Annotated in this window: 17 protein-coding genes; 3 read left to right on the top strand and 14 right to left on the bottom strand. The window is 55.5% G+C overall.

What is annotated here, in order from left to right; genetic code table 11:
- Positions 1-169: 169 nt before the first annotated feature.
- The 6 genes from HP572_RS16155 to HP572_RS16130 all read right to left on the bottom strand — a co-directional run bounded on the left by HP572_RS16155 (position 170) and on the right by HP572_RS16130 (position 6,314).
- The gene (locus HP572_RS16155; RefSeq protein ID WP_240583746.1) at positions 170-859 is read right to left on the bottom strand and encodes an SDR family NAD(P)-dependent oxidoreductase; all 690 of its coding nucleotides are present in this window, start codon (positions 857-859) and stop codon (positions 170-172) included.
- A gap of 65 nt (positions 860-924) precedes the next feature.
- Positions 925-1,392: a YhcH/YjgK/YiaL family protein gene (locus HP572_RS16150; RefSeq protein ID WP_240583745.1), complete on the bottom strand. Its 468-nt coding sequence runs from the start codon at positions 1,390-1,392 to the stop codon at positions 925-927.
- 187 nt (positions 1,393-1,579) lie between these two features.
- Entirely contained in the window at positions 1,580-2,767 is a 1,188-nt protein-coding gene (locus tag HP572_RS16145) for an exo-alpha-sialidase (RefSeq protein WP_240583744.1), read from the bottom strand.
- A gap of 3 nt (positions 2,768-2,770) precedes the next feature.
- Positions 2,771-4,186, bottom strand: coding sequence for a sodium:solute symporter family protein (locus tag HP572_RS16140; protein ID WP_039549716.1), 1,416 nt, complete (start codon positions 4,184-4,186; stop codon positions 2,771-2,773).
- Between the two features lie 38 nt (positions 4,187-4,224).
- Positions 4,225-5,109 (bottom strand): dihydrodipicolinate synthase family protein, encoded by an 885-nt coding sequence (locus HP572_RS16135; protein WP_039470120.1) that lies wholly within the window; start codon positions 5,107-5,109, stop codon positions 4,225-4,227.
- 68 nt (positions 5,110-5,177) lie between these two features.
- On the bottom strand, positions 5,178-6,314 hold the full coding sequence (locus HP572_RS16130) for an iron-containing alcohol dehydrogenase (RefSeq protein WP_205551603.1): 1,137 nt from the start codon (positions 6,312-6,314) through the stop codon (positions 5,178-5,180).
- A 236-nt stretch (positions 6,315-6,550) separates the two neighbouring features.
- Between HP572_RS16130 and dtnK the strand changes: the two genes are divergently transcribed.
- The 3 genes from dtnK to HP572_RS16115 all read left to right on the top strand — a co-directional run bounded on the left by dtnK (position 6,551) and on the right by HP572_RS16115 (position 9,936).
- A complete protein-coding gene (dtnK, locus tag HP572_RS16125) occupies positions 6,551-7,879 on the top strand; it encodes a D-threonate kinase (protein ID WP_240583743.1) in 1,329 nt (442 codons plus the stop codon).
- On the top strand, positions 7,872-8,852 hold the full coding sequence (locus HP572_RS16120; protein ID WP_233990208.1) for a D-threonate 4-phosphate dehydrogenase: 981 nt from the start codon (positions 7,872-7,874) through the stop codon (positions 8,850-8,852). The genes dtnK and HP572_RS16120 overlap by 8 nt, the downstream gene beginning before the upstream one ends.
- 268 nt (positions 8,853-9,120) lie before the next feature.
- Positions 9,121-9,936: a DeoR/GlpR family DNA-binding transcription regulator gene (locus tag HP572_RS16115; RefSeq protein WP_240583742.1), complete on the top strand. Its 816-nt coding sequence runs from the start codon at positions 9,121-9,123 to the stop codon at positions 9,934-9,936.
- 40 nt (positions 9,937-9,976) lie between these two features.
- Here the strand turns inward: HP572_RS16115 and HP572_RS16110 are convergent, their stop codons facing one another.
- From HP572_RS16110 to HP572_RS16075, 8 genes are all read right to left on the bottom strand, one after another.
- Positions 9,977-10,447, bottom strand: a complete 471-nt coding sequence (locus tag HP572_RS16110) for a lipocalin-like domain-containing protein (protein ID WP_240583741.1) — start codon at positions 10,445-10,447, stop codon at positions 9,977-9,979.
- 108 nt (positions 10,448-10,555) lie between these two features.
- Complete coding sequence (locus tag HP572_RS16105; protein ID WP_240583740.1) at positions 10,556-11,434, bottom strand: metal ABC transporter substrate-binding protein; 879 nt, start codon at positions 11,432-11,434, stop codon at positions 10,556-10,558.
- 40 nt (positions 11,435-11,474) lie between these two features.
- On the bottom strand, positions 11,475-12,329 hold the full coding sequence (locus tag HP572_RS16100; RefSeq protein ID WP_205551590.1) for a metal ABC transporter permease: 855 nt from the start codon (positions 12,327-12,329) through the stop codon (positions 11,475-11,477).
- On the bottom strand, positions 12,326-13,036 hold the full coding sequence (locus tag HP572_RS16095; protein WP_240583739.1) for a metal ABC transporter ATP-binding protein: 711 nt from the start codon (positions 13,034-13,036) through the stop codon (positions 12,326-12,328). The genes HP572_RS16100 and HP572_RS16095 overlap by 4 nt, the downstream gene beginning before the upstream one ends.
- Before the next feature lie 591 nt (positions 13,037-13,627).
- On the bottom strand, positions 13,628-15,451 hold the full coding sequence (locus HP572_RS16090; RefSeq protein ID WP_240583738.1) for a metallophosphoesterase: 1,824 nt from the start codon (positions 15,449-15,451) through the stop codon (positions 13,628-13,630).
- A gap of 41 nt (positions 15,452-15,492) precedes the next feature.
- A complete protein-coding gene (locus HP572_RS16085; RefSeq protein WP_240583737.1) occupies positions 15,493-16,398 on the bottom strand; it encodes a BadF/BadG/BcrA/BcrD ATPase family protein in 906 nt (301 codons plus the stop codon).
- Complete coding sequence (locus HP572_RS16080) at positions 16,395-16,946, bottom strand: glucosamine kinase (RefSeq protein ID WP_240583736.1); 552 nt, start codon at positions 16,944-16,946, stop codon at positions 16,395-16,397. The genes HP572_RS16085 and HP572_RS16080 overlap by 4 nt, the downstream gene beginning before the upstream one ends.
- Positions 16,943-18,250, bottom strand: coding sequence for an ABC transporter substrate-binding protein (locus tag HP572_RS16075; protein ID WP_240583735.1), 1,308 nt, complete (start codon positions 18,248-18,250; stop codon positions 16,943-16,945). The genes HP572_RS16080 and HP572_RS16075 overlap by 4 nt, the downstream gene beginning before the upstream one ends.
- Positions 18,251-18,366: the final 116 nt, after the last annotated feature.

The following is an 18,366-nucleotide window of genomic DNA, read 5'->3' as shown; positions in this document are numbered from 1 at the left end:
TGTTAATTATTTCGAATGGATGTATTCATAGTAATGAAAGGGAATAATATCTCTCTACAATAGGCGAGTGACATGGGGACAAGAAGCGGAGAAATAATTCAGGCCAATCTCCGTTTAAGAATATTGGCCTGTAGTTATGTCGTTATGTAGTTATGGAAATCGTGATGGCTTACAGCGATGCACCGCCGCACATCACCAACTGCTGGCCGGTAATGGCTGCGGCAGACGGGGAGAGCAGATAGCCCACCAGATCGGCCACTTCCTGTGGCTGGATGAAGCGTCCAATCGGCGGCAGCTTCGGCGGAGAACTCTGGCGACCCGGCATCGTCAGCATCGGCGTTTCTGTTGCGCCTGGCGCGACGATGTTTACCGTAATGCCGCGCGGAGCCAGTTCCGCCGCCCAGCTTCTTGCCATGCCGATCATCGCGGATTTGGTGGTGACGTACTGGCTGCGTCCCGCGGAACCGCTTGATGTACGGCTGCCCAGCAGCACGATTCTTCCACCTTGCGGCAGCTTATCGACCAGACGATCGGCGAGTACCTGCGCCGCATTGATATGCAATCGCCATAGCATTTCACCGTCTTCCAGCGAAAGCTGACCGAGCGGGGCTGCTTTCATGATGCCAGCGGCATGGATGACGGCATCAACCTGCGTAATCTCGTCCAGAATGGCCGTCAGCGCGGGCGTATCCATGATATCCACCGCGCGGTGGGTAAAGTGTGGATGTGAATAGTCACCCGGCTTGCGTGACAGGCCAGTTACCCGCCAGCCTTCCGCCAGTAATTTTTGAGTGATGGCGGCACCGATCCCTGAGCTGCTACCGGTAATCAGGGCGTGTTTAGGGGCTGTCGCTGACATGAGATGTGTCTCCTTAATGCGGACTTAACGGCTTTGATGCAACCGTTCTGATGCAACCATTTTAATTACAACAACGTAACGGGGATTTTAAACACGGCTTTTTTGACCGGGGCAGGGCTGTCATTAATCGCACACAGCGCCTGATGAGCTTCGCCCGGATAGAAGGTGACGAAGTCGCCTGCCCGCAGGTGGATCTGATGCGGCACCTGTGGGTTCTCCAGAATATAGAGATCCGGCTTACGTTCAGTCGCGGGCTGGCCATGCACATCATTCAGACCGTAACCGATAATCTCCTCGCCTTCCAGAATCAGTTGAATATCGAGGTAGTTGCTGTGAAATTCGGTATGTCGTGTGGCGCGCGGCGCGGTGTTCACGGTGCCGATATTGTAGAACCAGTCGGCTCCTTCCGGCTGATAACGGCCTTCGGGCAGCGCGTTCAGTTCAGCTAACGACATGCCCGGTGCGGACAGAATGGCCCACAGCGCGTCGGGCAGCGTGGCGAGTTTGAGGGCGTTTAGGTTTCCTGCAATCATAATAGTGTCCTGAAGATATACCCGTCATACTTCAAGTTGCATGTGCGTTGGCTTCATTCAGTCACCCGAATCACTTACTTGAGTAAGCTCATCGGGATTCCCTCACTTGCCGCCTTCCTGAAACTCGAATTATTTAGGGTATTGCGGGGGAGCGCCCCCCGCTGACAAAGAGAAAAAGCTGCGTGGTTTAGTTCGCTTTGACCCACTCCTCACTCACCACGACGTGCTTGATCGCCTGACGGAAGTAGGTGAACGCTACGTGGAGCTTACCGTCCTGCGCCTGCTTGACGCTGGGGTAAGAGAACTCGCGGTTCAGTTTTTCCGTGGAGTTATTGGTCATGCAGTAACCGTCGCCCACTTCGATATTGCGCTGCCACGGCCAGCTCTTGCCGCCGTCTTCCGAAATGGCGAGCGTCATCGGCGCGCGTGGAGCACCCCAGAAGGCGCTACGACCACCGGCTTGCACTTCCGGCATTTTGGCATTGCTGGCTTTGTCTTCTTCATCCTCGATTTCATCGTACAGCGACAGACGGCGTTCGGTGGCATCGGCAGCGCTCATGTGGTTGAACACCAGTGCCAGATGGCCATTCTCCAGCGTCGTCACCTGAATGGACGAGTTGTTGTTCGGCAAATCGGTCGGTACGGGATCTGACCAGGTTTTACCGCCATCTGTTGAACGGCTTTGGTAGATGAAATCCGCCCAGCGGCTGCGGTACAGCGCCAGCAGCGTGCCGTCGTGCAACGGGGTGATGTTCATATGCACGCAGCCCGTACTGTTTGGCACTGGGTATTCCTGCCAGGTTTTCCCCTGATCGCTGGAAATTTTTACGGCGCTGTCATCATCGTTGCCGACCCATTTCTCACCCGGCTGAACGCGGCAGTAGAACACCGGCAGAAGCCAGTCGCCGTTTTTCAGTACGGTGATAGGCTGGCGGATGAAAGTGCCCGGCTGATCGAGCAGCGTGCCGATCTCGCCCCAGGTGGCACCAAAATCCGTAGACTGACGGTAGCGCACAATCGCGGTGTCCTGATTACCGGACTTCTGCGCGGTGTACAGCAGCCACAGCACGTTGTCCGGTGCGAGGAACAGAACCGGGTTCTGTTCGGAACGCGTGGAATCCTCAGACAGTTTAACGGCTTGACTCCAGCTATCGCTGCCTTTCACCAGACGGGACATGTAGATAGAGATATCCGCAATCCCTTCTTGCGTACCACCAAACCAGACGCACAGTACATCGCCGTTCGGCAGATGGAGCAGGTTGGCCGCATGATTCTGCGGGCATTCCGATGGAATGTAGGCATCCAGACGCGCGGCATCGCCTTCTGCGTGATGAACTTTTCCGCTACGTTCCACGGTAATGGTTTCGCTACTCATGACTCAGGCTCCCGATTTATTTTCAGTTTGAGAAATTTTGATTTTGGCCGCTTTGTTCGGAATCATGCGGTCGATCAGCATGACGATAGCAGGGGTAACCAACGCGACGTACATGTTATCGATGCCGTACGGGTTGCCGAGAATATACCAAACAGAGGTGACGACGCAGGCTGATATCAGGCTGGCGTTTGCACCGCGTGCGCTGTTGAAAAACGGCAGGTAGAACGCAATTACCGCAACCACGGAAATCGACAGACGAATGGCACGGGTAAAGAACGACAGCTTCAGGATCTCAGGGACGAACAGAACGAAGAGGAGCGGCGCGAAACCGACGACAAGCGACAGGATTCGGGTCATTTTCATCTCTTTTTCTGGCGTCGGTTTCCAGTAAGGAACGTAGAAGTCCTTAATCAACAGGGAAACGATAGCCAGTGCCACCATACTCACGCTAATGAAGATAGAGGCGACCAGTGACGTGGTGACCAGACCGGCGAGCCACGGGTTCATGTCTTGCAGGAAGACTGGCATCGCGTACAGGCTGTTGATTTCAGGGTGGGCAAACTTCGCCGCAACACCGATGACCGCGATAGCCAGCGCAATCGGCATACAGAAGAAGAAGGCAACCCAGGTCGCACGTTTAGCGCTGGTGGCATCTTTCGTTGACGAAATGGCCTGAATCACGAACTGCGTACAGAAGATAGAACCGATAGTCCCGATCAGCCAGGCGAAGATGGTGCCAGCACCGAGTTTACCGTCCCACGTCCAGTAGTAATCCGGCATTTGTTCGATCATTGGCTTGAAGCCGCCGGTCATTTTCAATGCCACGAACAGAATGATCATGACGCCAGCGTACTTCACGGCGCTGTGGATCAGCGTGATGTAGGCTGTTCCTTTCAAGCCGCCGAAATAGTAGTAGAAAGTACTGACGACAGCAGTGATCAGCGCGGCGACAGGCAGGGAGACTTTCAACACCGTGGCGATGGCTGCCGCGCCGCTGACGTAGTTGCCTACGTTAACCAGCAACAGCGCATAGATCATGATGATCGAAATGATGTTCTTGGTGCTGGTACCATATTTCTCGGCAATCGCGCCGGAGATGGTGATTTTCCCGGTGTTATAAATCTTCTTCACCAGAATCATACCAAACAGCGGGAAGCCGATGGCGGCGCCAATCACCGACCATGATGCGGCAAAGCCGTTCTCAAAGGCAGATTGTGCCGTACCGATGGTGGATTTGGCACCGATGAACTCGGTCATCAGCAGGATACCGACGATAAACGCCGGTAGCGCGCGTGAACCTTCCATGAACTCGGTGTTCGATTTACTGCGGAGCTTGTAGGTTAACCATGAGGTGAATGCGATATAAAACACAATCATCCCAACGATTATGAGGGTGTCAGTTAAGTTAAAATGGTTCATATCTTCTCGGCCTATAAGTGGAAATTGAAATTTCTCTGTTACTGCGAGAATTGACTAAGTATGTTGCGGATGTTGTCTTCATCCTGTGCGGAAAACTGGATCGGATAGCGGCTGACGCCGACATCTTCGCCCATGATCGCCAGCGCTTTTTTCACCACAGCTGGTGAGAATGCGATGGCGTACAGTGTCTTACGCAACTCGGCAACCTGTTCTTGTGCCTGACGGGAGCCTTCGATGTCACCCGCGTTGAAGCGGTGCCAAATCTGGCTGATCGGTTCCGGTGCCACGTTAGCCAGCCCGGAAATACAGGCGGAGCAGCCGTCAACAAAGCCCTGGTGAATGAGCGAGTCTGGGCCATTCAATACGTTAAAGCCCTGTACACCTTTCACCGCTTGCACATAACCGCTCAGGCTTTCATAGCTGCCTGCGCTGTCTTTAATGCCGATGATGTTCGGGTGATCCGCCAGCGTGCGGACGGTTTCCGGTGCCAGCGTATTCCCCGTGCGTGCAGGAATGTTGTAGAGAAACACCGGCACTGTCAGCGCATCGGCGACGGCGGTGTAGTGGGCGATCAGTTCTTCCTGTTTGAGTGGGATGAAATACGGGGTGATGACCGAAACGGCATCAACACCCAGCGCGGCGATGCGCTTGCCGAGCTTGATGGTTTCCCGCGTGGAGATTTCACCGATGTGGCCGACAACCGGCACTTTTCCGGCAACTTCATCAACGCAGGTTTCAGTGACGGCGACTTTCTCATCGGTGTGCAGCACGAAAAACTCACCGTTGGTGCCGTTACAAAAAATACCGTTGCCGTAGCGCATCTGGCGCTGAACCTGAAGACGCATAGCAGCGGGGTTAAATTCGCCCTGGTTATCAAACGGCGTGACGATGGCAGTTAGTACGCCGGTAATATTTTTACTCATTGTTCTTCCTCGTGACACGTAATCAAAAAGATGAAAAGTTAAAACCGTTCTACCTAAACCCGCGCGCTTTAAAACAGAGTCAGATAAACCTCACGGACGTCGTCGGCACTGACCTGTGTTGGCACGTTTTTCATCAGGCGCTGAACCTGTAACGCGGCATCAACCAGGTACGGCAGGTGGTCTTTTTCCACGCCGAGCTGCTGTAAGGTGTTAGGCAGGTTGAGGCGTTTAACCAATTCGCTGAAGTAGGTCACCAGCGCCTGTGCTTTTTCCGCTGTACTGAGCGTCAGATCGGCATCCGGCAGCAGGTCATACGCCTGGGCGAATTTCTCCTGTGCGGCGTCCTGCACGAAACGCATGCAAGGGGCGAGCAGGATGGCGTTCGCTACGCCGTGCGGGATGTGGTACTTGCCGCCCAGCGGGTAAGACATGGCGTGAACCAGATGCGTACCGGAGTGGGCAATGGCGGCACCGCCGTAATAGGACGCCCACAGCATGTTCAGCTTGGCTTCCATGTTGTTCGGCTCGCGCACGGAGGTTTCGAGGTTGGCAAACAGCTTTTTCAGGCCAATCAGCGCGTAGTTGTCGCTGACCGGGTTGGCAATCGTCGAGGTGAAGCACTCAATCAGGTGGCAGAGCGCATCAATACCGGTTGAGGCGGCGATATGTGACGGCATGCTGATGGTCAGCTCCGGCACCAGCGCAACATAGTCCGGCAGCATCACCGGCGTAATAATGCCGACTTTGGTCTCTTTTTCCGGGATCGCCAGAATGGCATTCGGCGTGGCTTCTGAGCCGGTTCCTGCGGTGGTCGGGATAAGCAGGGATGTCGTGCGGCGCGTCGGTTTCTCTCCTGCCAGCAGGCTATCCAGCGTGACGGTTTCATCGCCCGCGCACAGTACGGAAAGCAGTTTGGCGACGTCCAGAACGCTGCCGCCGCCCACGCCGATGACCAGATCGGTCTGGATTTGATTAAGTTGGCTCAGTATCTGCGCAACATCGTGCTGGCTTGGTTCGGCAGGCACATGATCAACCAACAGAACCTGCGGAACGGCTTGCTTAACTTGTGCGATCAGCGCCTGAACGTCAGGCAGCCCGACGATGTTTTTGTCGGTGACAAATAAAACGTGCTGTTTCCCTGCCAACAGGTGACTAATGTCCTGAAGTACCCGGTAACCGCTGAGGATAGTGCTATTGATGTTCATGCTTATTACCTTGCCTTTTCTCTTTCGCCAGAGCGTTATCGCTATGATGATAATGGTTGCGATGGTGATTACTTTCAGTCAAATGACGTGGTTCTCATCACGCCGAAACGCCATTTGCCACATCGTGGTGATAATTTATAGGTGAAATTCCTTTTAAATAATTTGATATTGCTCACATATAATCAAATGTGATTCAATATAATCATTATCAGGTAATCATGAACCGGGGATGAAGTATGTCAAACGTGCAGCAATCAGCAGAACAGGTATTAGTAGTCGCTGATGACTTTACGGGTGCCAATGATGCGGGCGTCGGTCTGGCGCAGCATGGTGCGCGGGTTAGCGTCGTATTTGACGTTAATAAACTGCATGCGGATTTACTGGGTGATGCGGTGGTGATCAACACCGATAGCCGTGCGGCGCGTGACGACGTGGCGTCTCAACGCACCGCTGAAGCGGTTGCAGCCTGGCAGGCAGCCGGTGGACAAGGTTGGATTATCAAGAAAATTGACTCGACGCTGCGCGGGAATGTGGGGGCGGAAATCGCCGCCGCGCTGTCTGCGGCAGACGTGCCCGTTGCGCTGATTGCTGCGGCGTCGCCGACGCTGGGACGTGTGACCCATAAAGGTGAAGTCTGGGTGAATGGTCGCCTGCTTACCGACACGGAATTTGCCAGCGATCCCAAAACGCCAGTCACCTCCGCTTCTATCGCTGCCCGTCTGGCAGAACAAACCGCTTTACCGGTGGCGGAAATACACCTTGATGACGTCCGTCAGGCCCATTTAGCCCAGCGTTTGCAGCAGTTGGCGGACGAAGGCGTGCGTCTGATTATTCTTGATACGGACGTGCAGGACGATCTGACACATATCGTTGATGCCGCCAGAACGTTGCCGTTTCGCCCCTTGCTGGTCGGTTCGGCGGGCCTGAGCGAAGCGCTGGCCAATACGCAGAATTTTACGCGTAAAACCGCAAAGCCGCTGCTGGCTGTCGTCGGCTCGATGAGCGATATCGCTCAAAAACAGATTGCGGCCGTCAGGCTGCGCAGCGATGTCACGCTGGTTGAGATCGATATCAACGCACTCTTTTCAGCCGAGTCATCCACCGTCATGGCATCCCAGTGTGAGGATGCGGTGAAGGCGCTGATGAACGGCAATCACTGCATTATTCGTACCTGTCATAACGAAAATCAGCGCTTCGAGATCGACGCGCGGTGCCAGCAGCTTGGGCTTAGCCGACAGCAGCTTGGCGAAACGATCAGCCACTATCTGGGGGAACTTACGCGCAATATTGTTCAGGCGCTAGACAGCCTGACTGCGGACAGCGCTAACCGGCGTCTGCCGGGCGGACTGTATTTATCCGGTGGTGACATTGCGATTGCTGTGGCAACCGCACTGGGCGCGACCGGCTTTCAGATTAAGGGGCAAATCGCATCCTGTGTGCCCTGGGGATACCTGCTGAACAGCGTTGTCGGCACGACCCCTGTGATGACTAAAGCGGGGGGTTTTGGCAACGAAACTACTTTGCTCGACGTTTTACGTTTTATTGAGGAGAAGGTCAGTGAGTAAAATTATTGCGGTAACGATGGGTGATCCGGCAGGGATTGGACCGGAAATTATTATCAAGTCTCTGGCCGAAGGTGAGCTTTCCGGCGCATCCGCTGTGGTGGTGGGCTGTGTACAGACGATGCGACGTATTCTGGCGCTGAATATCGTGCCAGCCGTAGAGCTGAAAATCATTGATAAGCCGGCTGACGCGGTCTTCGCACCGGGCGTCATCAACATGATTGATGAGCCGCTGGAAGACCCTCAGGCGCTGAAGCCTGGCGTTGTTCAGTCGCAGGCGGGCGATTTGGCTTACCGCTGCATCAAGAAAGCAACCGAGCTGGCGATGGCCGGTGAAGTCCATGCGATTGCCACCGCGCCGCTGAATAAAGAAGCGCTGCACTCGGCGGGCCACCTCTATCCGGGCCACACCGAACTGCTGGCGAAGCTGACCAACAGCCGCGACTATGCGATGGTGCTGTATACCGATAAGTTGAAGGTGATCCATGTTTCAACGCACATCGCGCTGCGTAAATTCCTGGATACGCTGAACCGCGATCGCGTGGAAACGGTGATCGACATGGCAGATGTCTTCCTCAAGCGCGTCGGTTTTACTCATCCGCGTATCGCCGTTGCTGGGGTTAACCCGCATGCGGGCGAGAATGGTCTGTTTGGTGACGAAGAGATCACCATCGTGTCGCCATCGGTTGAAGCGATGAAGGCAAAAGGCATTGATGTTTATGGCCCATGCCCGCCGGATACCGTCTATCTACAGGCGTATGAAGGCCAGTACGACATGGTAGTGGCGATGTATCACGATCAGGGACACATTCCGCTTAAGCTGCTGGGCTTCTATGATGGGGTGAATATCACCGCCGGATTGCCGTTTATCCGCACCTCTGCTGACCACGGCACGGCGTTTGATATTGCCTGGACGGGTAAAGCGAAGTCAGAAAGTATGGCGATCTCTATCCAGCTCGCCATGCAACTGGCCTGATTTTCGGTAACCCATCACGGTTGATAGCACGGTTTTTTAAGCTACAGTGCACATTGCAGGATATCTTCCTTCCCGCGTTCGAGAAGGTTTCTGGTATCCTGCAATCAAGAACCAACAACATAAAATAACTTTATACCCCCAATAATTCGAGTTGCAGGAAGGCGGCAAGCGAAGGAATCCCGATGAGCTTACTCAGGTAAGTGATTCGGGTGAGTGAGCGCAGCCAACGCACAAGCAGCTTGAAGTATTACGGGTATATGACAGCAAGATGGATATCGCCGTGGATCCTACATTAACTGATGCTTTCCGCATGAGCGGGGATAAAGTAAAAGGGCAGAGCCGTCTTGATCAGATTATGGATTACCTGAAAAGCCATAATCTGGTGACGGTAGATGAACTGGTGTCCGTGATCGACGCTTCCCCAGCGACGATCCGTCGTGATTTGATCAAACTGGATGAGCAGGGCGTGATTAGCCGCAGTCATGGCGGCGTGACGCTCAATCGTTTTATTCCTTCCCAGCCGACCACGAATGAGAAGCTACATCGTAGCCTTCAAGAGAAGCAGGCGATAGCCCGCTATGCCGCGACGCTGGTAAAACCGGGCAGCGCGGTGGTGCTGGATGCGGGAACGACCATGCTGGAGCTGGCGCGTCACCTGACGCATCTGCCGCTGCGCGTGATTACCGCCGATTTGCAAATTGCGCTGTTCCTGTCTGAGTTCAAGCAGATCGAAGTGACGATTATCGGTGGGCGTATTGATGACAGCAGCCAGTCCTGCATTGGCGAACACGGTCGTCGTCTGTTACGCAGCATTTACCCCGATATCGCGTTTATCAGCTGCAACTCGTGGAGTCTGGATAAAGGCGTCACCACGCCGACGGAAGAGAAAGCGGGCGTAAAACAAGATCTCGGCGCGAATGCCAGCCGCCGGATACTGCTGGCCGATAGCAGTAAATACGGCGCGTACTCACTGTTCTGCGTCACGCCGCTGTCGGAACTGACCGATATCATCACCGACAGCGCGCTAGCACCCGAGGCGCAAACGGAACTGAAAGGTAAAACGTTCAATCTGACGCTGGTGTAAACCGGGTTTGTGCCTGACGCCTTGTGCATGACGCGTTGTGTCAGGCCGACTGCCGCCGCCAGTTGAGTTCGGGTTTATGCACCACGCCGTTGAACGTCATCGGGTCCGTTGTTAAACAGAGACGGGTGTCGTTTTCACTGAGCTGCGCGTAGCGCAGCTGGCTGGAACCAATCCAGTTCGGAATGAGGCAATAATCCAGATAGTGCGTGACGGTCTGCGCTTCGTCATCGGTTTCATAACGGCCTGCGTAGGCGAAGTAGGTGGCGGCGGCCTGTATCAGCTGCTGCTCTGAGCCACCTGTCATGGTGCCCGTATCGTAGGGACGTCTATTGCTGCCCATGATTTGCACCGTCATCCAGTTATCGTCGGTATACTGGATATAGCCGGTCGCCCCTTTCCCCATCATGTCAACCACGCTGCCGTCACCCAGTACATCAATGAAGGATTCCAGAAACCATAGCCCGCGAAGTCTCTGACGTAACCCGATGCTGTTGAAAGATTGCGATGTCATAGGAACTCCTTGCAAAGATCGTCTCTGCTAAGTGTAGTGAATCTTTCCCAGAGGGCGGGCAGAGAGAGAGGGCTCCTGCCAGCGATGTCACACTGGCAGGAATGAGGCTTACTTCATGCTGGCGGCGAGGGTATCGACGTTGTGTTTAAACGCGGCCGTGTAGGTTGCTGCGGGGCCGGAGGCGTCAGTCAAAGCTTCCGGGTACAGTTCACCGCCGGGCTGCGCGCCGCTGGCATCGGCGATTTGCTTCACCAGACGTCCATCGGTCTGGTTTTCAATGAAGTAGCTTTTCACCTTCTCTTGCTTGATTTGCTTAATCAGCGAGGCCACTTTTTTGCTGCTGGCTTCCGATTCGGTAGAGTAGCCCACCGGCGACAGGAACTTCACGCCGTAGGCCTGGCCGAAATAGCCGAACGCGTCATGGCTGGTCAGCACTTTACGTTTTTCTGGCGGAATGGTGGCGAACGTTTGCTTCGCGTAGCTATCCAGCCCCTGTAACTGTTTGATGTAGGCTTCACCCTGCTGGCGATAGTAATCGGCATTCGTTGGATCGGTTTTCACCAGCGCGTTGACGATGTTGTGCGCGTAGACCACGCCGTTGCTCATGCTGTTCCAGGCATGCGGATCGGTTTCCGTTTTGCCGTCTTCCACCATGGTGCGGGTTTCAATCCCGTTTGAGGCCGTAATGACGTCGCCACGGTAGCCGGAGGCGGTGACCAGCCGATCGATCCACCCTTCCAGCCCCAGCCCGTTAACGAAAACCAGATCGGCTTTAGCCAGCGTTTTGCTGTCTTTCGGAGAAGGCTCAAACTCATGCGGATCGCCATTGGGCTTCACCAGATCGGTGACGGTAACGCGATCGCCACCGATCTGGCTGACCATATCGCCCAGTACGGAAAAGCTGGCGACAACCTCAAGGTTCTTTGCCATCGCCAGTGGACTAAGCAGCAGGCCGGATAATGCAATAGCTAACAGTGAACGTTTCATTTTTCCCTCACAGACAGTTGCAGATAACAAGATTCATCGGTCACCGGCGCAGGCGTAACAGCCCACCGTTGTGACCAACGCAGACCGAGAAACAGAAAAACAGCGTAATCGTCAGAATGATGGCGGGCCCGGCGGGCAGCTCGGCATAGTAGGACCACAGCAGCCCGATCAGGCTGGCGAGCATCCCTTGCAGCACCGCAATGCCGAGCATCACGGGCAGGCGCTGCGTCCAGAACCGTGCGCTAGCGGCAGGCAGCATCATCATGCCGACCGTCATCAGCGTGCCTAACAGCTGGAATCCCGCGACCAGATTCAGCACCACCAGCGACAGAAACAGCCCGTGGATCAACGCCCGATAGCGTCCTGAGCTGATGCGCAGGAAGGTCACATCAAACGATTCAATCACCAGCGCCCGATAGATCACCGCCAACACCAGCAAAGAGGTCGATCCGATCAGCGCAATGTCGATCAGTGCGGCGCGATCCACCGCGAGGATCGATCCGAACAGCACATGCAGCAGATCGACGCTGGAGCCGCGCAGGGACACCAGCGTGACGCCGAGCGCCAGCGAGCCGAGATAAAAACCGGCAAAACTGGCGTCCTCTTTTAATTCCGTGTGGCGGGTGACGAAGCCGGAGAGCATGGCGACGGCCAGCCCGGCGATAAAGCCGCCGATTCCCATCGCCAGCAGCGACATCCCGGAGATGAGGTAGCCGATGGCGACGCCGGGTAAGACCGCGTGCGACAGCGCATCGCCAATCAGGCTCATGCGCCGTAGCAGCAGGAAACAGCCCAGCGGCGCGGCGCTCAGCGTGATGACCAGACAGCCGACCAGCGCACGGCGCATAAAACCGAATTCGGCAAAAGGAGAAGTGATCAGGTGAAATAACATCATGACGTGACGATCCTGAGCGTTGGCATATCGCTGTCGGCCTTGCGCAGGCTATGTAGTATGGGCTGAGCCTCACCCCAGCGATGGCCGTCCGGGGTGAGATGCAAAATGTTCGGGAAGTGCTGACCGACCAGTTCCAGATCGTGCAAAACGGCCAGAATGGTTCTGCCTTCGGCGTGAAGCTGCTCGATTGTCTGTAAAAGCGCCTGCGTGGTGTGGCTATCGATGCCGGTAAAAGGTTCATCCAGCAGAATGATGGGAGCCTGTGTCAGCAGCAGCCGCGCGAAGAGCACGCGCTGTAATTGTCCACCGGACAGGACGCCAATATGCCGATCGGCGAAATCCGTCATGGAGACGGCGTCGAGCGCGTCGGTCGCTTTGCGATGCCAGTTGGTGTTGATACCCCTAAGCAACCCGCGATGAGGCAGCGATCCCATGAGCACCAGATCGCGCACGCTGATAGGGAACTGTCGATCGAATTCGGAGAGCTGTGGCAAATAGCCGATAGCATTATCTTTGCAGCCGTTACCGAGACTGAACGAACCAGAAAGCTGCGGCAACAGACCTGCCAGCGTTTTCAGCAATGTGGATTTTCCGCAGCCGTTTGCGCCAATAATCGCCGTCAGCGAACCTTGATGAAAGCACCCGCTGAGCGTCGCGAGCGGTGGTTGATTACGATAGCCAAAGGCCAGTTCCTGTAGGGCAATCATGGCAACACCACCGCCCACCCCACCAATAGCCACAACGGTACTAACAGCAGGGAAACCAGTAACACGCGCTTCAGCGCGGAGAGGGAGTAAAAACTTGTCATTATCATCGGTAAAAAGCTAATTTGTTATATTATAACATACCGATTTTTATCGATGACGATAGAGGCAATAGGTAAGAAAGTATGTAAGTCGACATTAGGGGGATTTGGTGTGATTGCTACAGGTGTGCAGTATTTCGTGCGCTTCACTGCTGAAAAAAACCAGCCAACTCATATCGCGATGGCTCTTCTTTTCACGGCGTAAAAAATTATGCTGAGGAGATAGCAGGCTTAGGATGAGCCGCATGGACGCGGCGAAAGCTTGCGCCACGTCGGGAACGTGTCGCAAGCGGTCCTCTAAGCCTGATACCGACGAAGGCACCGCTTTAGCGGCATAATTTCCGCCAAAAGCCGGGGTTCATAGGGGGCTGGCGTAGCCCCCTATGTCGGGCGCGTGCTACGACGTAGCATGAAGAGAACGGTGTTTGAAGCGCACGAAACCGTCTCCGCATGTACATAACCCATGTGACTAAAAGGCAATCACATGAACACATCACGCCGTGACGAAATTTCCCTGCATATCAACCACAAAGCGGGTCGCTGGCTCATCGTTGATGTAACCGGCGAGGATTTTCAGCATCAGGCCGAAGCGGTATTGCAGGCTGTCCGGCGGTAGCGTGGCCGTTGGAGTGTAGGCTGCCAGCAGGGCGCGGTACTGTTTCACCCGCGCTGACGGAATATCCTGCCAGGCGAGATCGCTGCCGTTGCGCAGGCAGTACCAGTCGGTCACCAGCGTGAGCAGTGAAATATCCTGTAACCCATCTGTGCCTGCAACCGCATTCGGTTTACGCTCGGCGGCGTCGGGCAGCGTTTTGGCGCTGATCGGTTCCTTTTGCTGTGCGATCCACAGCAGATCGGCACAGTTCAGCGTATTGATGAGAGACGATAAATCTTCCGGCCAGTCTTTCACCAGAAAACGCTGGCGTACCAGCAGCGCCAGATGATGGTGCAGGAAGTCATAATAATCGCGGCTTTTCAGAATATCGCCCAGCGGTTCCCCTGTGCGATCCAACTCTTTCTGATAGAACGGGAACAGATGGTTGAACTGCGGCACGTTGCGCAGGACCAGCGTATCGATATCGACTCTGTCGCTATGCAGCGTCGCCAGCTTCATGGCGGGCGGGTAAGCGGCCAGCGACGGCACCGCGACATTTACCAGCGTCCCCTGTGAACCGCGATACACGCCGGTGTCGTTAACGTGCAGGTGGCCGCTGAAGTGCAGACGGATTCCAGCCGCCAGAGCTTGTTCGGCAACCTCCGGCCGCGGCGTGCGTTTAATGAAGCTGTTGCTGCCAAATAGCTGCTTTTCGTCTTCTACCGTGCCGTCGAGGAAATCGACCAGCGGATAGTGCGAGAACACCAGCAGCTTCTTATTCTGCGCTTTTGCCCGCTGTACCACCGATTTCACCCACGGCAGCATGAACGGTTTCTCGGTCAGCAGTGCATTCCAGCCGGTATTGCTGCTGGTGGAATAGCCTTCAATCCCTTCACGTTTCTCCGGGCCGTCTTTGACCTGATATACGTTGGCATCGATGGAAAGCAGCCACAGTCCTGCTTCCGGTTCCACCAGATAGGACGCATCCACAATATTCCACTGCTTGCTGCCGTCCGGTGAGCGGGCGAGATACTGACGTTTACTGAGTTCATCACTGTCGCCAAACGGTGTTTCCCAGTGCAGGAAGTCGTCGCGTTTAAAGAAACCAAACGGCTTCATCAGCGGCAGGCCGCGTTCATAGCCGAGCGCTTGCATCTTGGTGGTAACAATCAGCGACTGGGCGTCGCCAAGCTTAACGCCGGGTTTGCTGCTCAGCATGGTGCTGCTGCCGTCGGCGTTGAGCATTCTTTGCCAGGAGTCATCACCCTGTGGACGATTGACATCGTGGTTGCCGGGCGTGGCGAAGAATCGCATACCGTGGCGCTGTTCATACTGCGTCAGGATGGCGGCAATGCCTTCAACGGTAGGCTGCTGGCCGTCATCAGAATAATCGCCAGACAGCACCACGTATTTCACCTGCTGTTTTGCCAGTTCATCCAGCGCGGCCAGCAGCGCAAAGTAGGGCTCATTGAAGATGCGGGTCGAATTCACCGAATCTTTCAGGGTGCGAATGGTCAGCTTTTTTCCGGTCTGCGCATCGGGCAGGCCGTCAAAATCGTAGTTGCCGTAGATATTGTGGACGTGGACATCCGAAATAATGGCGATACGCAGCGGCCCGGCAGGGGCTAATGATTCGCCATTCGCGTGAAAAAAGCCGCCAGCCAGCGTAATGGCGCTGCCTGCGCCGAGCTTGACGAAAGTTCTACGAGTGAGTGATTCCATGACTATCTCCATAGGCGGGGTTGCTGGTCGAACCCAAAGGACTAGCGGTATAACGCATAATCATGACAGGCAATCAATCGTGCGCCGTCGAGCGCATCGCCCATCGGGGCGGCGAGTTGAGATTGCCACTCGTTCGGCAGCCACGGGCGAATGTGTAAGCCGATGCTGCCCATGAGCGATAAGCGAGGCGTCGCGTGGCGTGCCACTGCGGCCAATAGCAGGCTGATTTCGCTGGCCGTCTGCGCCAGCAAAGCGTGAGAAACGGCATCGTCCTGCCGAGCGCAGTCAAATACGTGGCGGGCGAACTGCGCATAGTCGCCCGGTTTCGCCTGCTGGCTAAACGTCTGTAGCGCGTCGAGCGTGTTTGTGGCCTGCGTGGGGGTTGCGCTGGCGGAAAAGACGTCGTCGATACTCTGACTGAGCGCAGACGGCGCGCACCAGCCTTGCAGCACATTATAGGTATGTTGCAGCGCCGCCAGCCCAAGCCGTGCGCCGCTGCCCTGATCGGAAATTGGGAATTCATGGCCGCCGTAGGCGGTAATCGTCTGGTTCTGCCACGCCAGCCCGCAGGAGCCGGTTCCGGCAATGACCACGCCCGCCTCTTTCCCTTGGTTGACGGCCAGACAGGCACCCAGCGCATCGGTATTGAGTACCTGAGCGGCATAAGGATGTGGCAACGCCAGAAATGCCTCATAGGCGGTACGATGCTCTGCGCTGGCGAGTGCCAGTCCGACGTTCAGTCGGGAGACGTCATCCGGCGACAGCCCGCTATGCTTCAACGCCTGCGCGATGGCGTCGTCCACCGACTGTCGTACGCTTTCCACGCCGAGCAGCAGATTGGCGCGACCGCCGTGTCCCTGACAGAGCGGCGTACCATCGGCCTGATAAATACGTGCCCGACAGCCTGTGCCGCCGCCATCCACGCCAGCATAGAGCCATGTCGTCATGATGCGTGCGCTCCAGAATCCAGATAGGGAAGACAGGCCACCGCCAGATCGCCGCTGAGGCTGACGGATTCAGTTTGTGAGTCCGGCAGACTATTGAGTAGCAGACTCAGTTCGCCCGCGCAGCGGGTCAGCAGTTGTACCGCCAACGTATCCTGTGGATGCGCCAGGACAACGTGCCCGAGCATGCTGTAGTCAGCGGCCTGCGCCTGCTTTGACCAGTCGATAACCCGATCGACATGCTTATCGAAGTGCAGGAGCAGCACTTCACTGAGTGGCGTCAGCGGGGTGATGCCTTCAACGGCCTGAAGCATCTCCTGCACCGCCCACAGCCCCAGCCGTGACAGGCTGGCCGGGTTGCCGATGGGGAAGCTGTCACCGCCGCGACAGGTCAGGCGGCCGTCATGCCAGTGCAGCAGCCGGGTAAAACCGCCAGTAACCAGCAGATAGCGGCTTTGCCCCGGCCAGCGCTGTTCGCATACCGTGCTTTCGCTAATGCGATCAAAGGGACGATCGCCATCGATGTCGCTCGCCCTCAGATGCCATTTCACGGTGCGTTTTTCCGCTGTTGTTGATTCGTCGCGATCGTTTCGTTGAGGCGCTTCACATCGTTGGACGTTAGGCGCAGATACTCATCAAACGACACTTGATCGTTCAGGTATTGGGTAAAGCGCGTCAGGATGATCGGGTACAACTCGTTCGCGCCCAGACTTTCCATGCGTTCCCAATCAAAGACGTAAGACGGGATCTTTTTGATCTCTTCACGCGCGGTGTTCAGGCCGTCGATCACGTGTTTATCTTTGGTCTGGTAGTGCAGATCGGGAATATCCGCGCCGACGATGATATTGAAGCGCTCGGCGATCTCACGTTGCAGTGGCTCGCTGCCCAGCCATTCCATGAATTCGGCGACTTCCTGCGGGTGTTTGGTGGTGGTGAACGGCATGATGAAGGTTGCGCCGCCCATCGAGATGCATTTCTCTTTGCAAGGCGCGGGCAGCACTTGCCAGTCAAAGCCGTCGCCAATCTGCTTACTGAACTGGTTCAACAGCCAGTTGCCGGAGAAGTAGGTCACGATGTTGCCGTTCACGAAATCGTCCGCCATGCTCTTGTACTGACCGCCGCCTGCCGCACCCCACATTTCACGCGGGAACACGCCTTCGTCCGACCAGCGTTTCAGATCTTTAATCCACTGCTGCGCGGCTGCGTCCGGGAAGTTGATCAGCCCGTCTTTATCGTAACGTGCGCCGTAAGAGTAGGCCGGACCGGAGAAGCGGAAACCGCTGCGGTCGATAGTAAAGGGGATATGCACGCCGGTTTTTTCTGCGACCAGCTTCGAGGCTTTCATTAAATCATCAATCGTGTAGCCCGGCTGCGGCAGAGGAACACCCGCCTGTTCAAACAGCGTCACGTTAACGAACGGCAGATCGGCAGTCCAGGAAGCGACAAAGCCCGGTAGCGCATCCGCTTTATGCACGCCTTTCACGCGCATGATCTTTTCGATACCGGCGCTATAGCGTTTCTCAAAGGTGGCTGGGTCTTTCAGGTAGGGGCGCAAATCCAGCGTATAGCCGAGCAGCCCCATTTGCGTGGTTTTGGCAATATCCGGGCCTAAGCCTGCCGCCAACTGCATCGGTAACTGTGTTTGCAGCGCGTTATAGCCGGTGCTGACAAAATTCACATCGATGCGCTCATTGCTCTGGGAGAAAGCTTTTACTTTCTGCTCCATGAAATGCACTAATTCGGGATCGTCGTCACTATATAAAAATGTTATTTGCGTTTTGGCGGCTAACGCGCTGCTGCTGAATAACCCCAGTGCAAGGGCGGAAAAAAATAACGCGGTGTTGGAACGCATCATAAACCTCTCCGTTGGTGAGCACATCTTATGTTTGATTAATGACGTAAATACCCTGGCGTTGGCGACGGGGTTTATTTTATTCCTGCGATTTATGTTGTCTTTTAATTAATGCAAAT

Origin of the sequence: Pectobacterium sp. PL64 (assembly GCF_022477975.1) — a bacterium.
GTDB classification, from domain to species: Bacteria; Pseudomonadota; Gammaproteobacteria; order Enterobacterales; family Enterobacteriaceae; genus Pectobacterium; species Pectobacterium jejuense.
This window is presented reverse-complemented; position numbering and strand designations above follow the sequence as displayed.

What these genes read in the sequence shown, in the direction of transcription:
- dtnK (WP_240583743.1), top strand. Translation starts at nt 6,551, where the DNA reads ATGTCAAACGTGCAGCAATCAGCAGAACAGGTATTAGTAGTCGCTGAT.
- HP572_RS16150 (WP_240583745.1), bottom strand. Translation starts at nt 1,392, where the DNA reads ATGATTGCAGGAAACCTAAACGCCCTCAAACTCGCCACGCTGCCCGAC.
- HP572_RS16105 (WP_240583740.1), bottom strand. Translation starts at nt 11,434, where the DNA reads ATGAAACGTTCACTGTTAGCTATTGCATTATCCGGCCTGCTGCTTAGT.
- HP572_RS16085 (WP_240583737.1), bottom strand. Translation starts at nt 16,398, where the DNA reads ATGACGACATGGCTCTATGCTGGCGTGGATGGCGGCGGCACAGGCTGT.
- HP572_RS16155 (WP_240583746.1), bottom strand. Translation starts at nt 859, where the DNA reads ATGTCAGCGACAGCCCCTAAACACGCCCTGATTACCGGTAGCAGCTCA.
- HP572_RS16140 (WP_039549716.1), bottom strand. Translation starts at nt 4,186, where the DNA reads ATGAACCATTTTAACTTAACTGACACCCTCATAATCGTTGGGATGATT.
- HP572_RS16090 (WP_240583738.1), bottom strand. Translation starts at nt 15,451, where the DNA reads ATGGAATCACTCACTCGTAGAACTTTCGTCAAGCTCGGCGCAGGCAGC.
- HP572_RS16145 (WP_240583744.1), bottom strand. Translation starts at nt 2,767, where the DNA reads ATGAGTAGCGAAACCATTACCGTGGAACGTAGCGGAAAAGTTCATCAC.
- HP572_RS16110 (WP_240583741.1), bottom strand. Translation starts at nt 10,447, where the DNA reads ATGACATCGCAATCTTTCAACAGCATCGGGTTACGTCAGAGACTTCGC.
- HP572_RS16135 (WP_039470120.1), bottom strand. Translation starts at nt 5,109, where the DNA reads ATGAGTAAAAATATTACCGGCGTACTAACTGCCATCGTCACGCCGTTT.
- HP572_RS16115 (WP_240583742.1), top strand. Translation starts at nt 9,121, where the DNA reads ATGGATATCGCCGTGGATCCTACATTAACTGATGCTTTCCGCATGAGC.
- HP572_RS16100 (WP_205551590.1), bottom strand. Translation starts at nt 12,329, where the DNA reads ATGATGTTATTTCACCTGATCACTTCTCCTTTTGCCGAATTCGGTTTT.
- HP572_RS16130 (WP_205551603.1), bottom strand. Translation starts at nt 6,314, where the DNA reads ATGAACATCAATAGCACTATCCTCAGCGGTTACCGGGTACTTCAGGAC.
- HP572_RS16095 (WP_240583739.1), bottom strand. Translation starts at nt 13,036, where the DNA reads ATGATTGCCCTACAGGAACTGGCCTTTGGCTATCGTAATCAACCACCG.
- HP572_RS16075 (WP_240583735.1), bottom strand. Translation starts at nt 18,250, where the DNA reads ATGATGCGTTCCAACACCGCGTTATTTTTTTCCGCCCTTGCACTGGGG.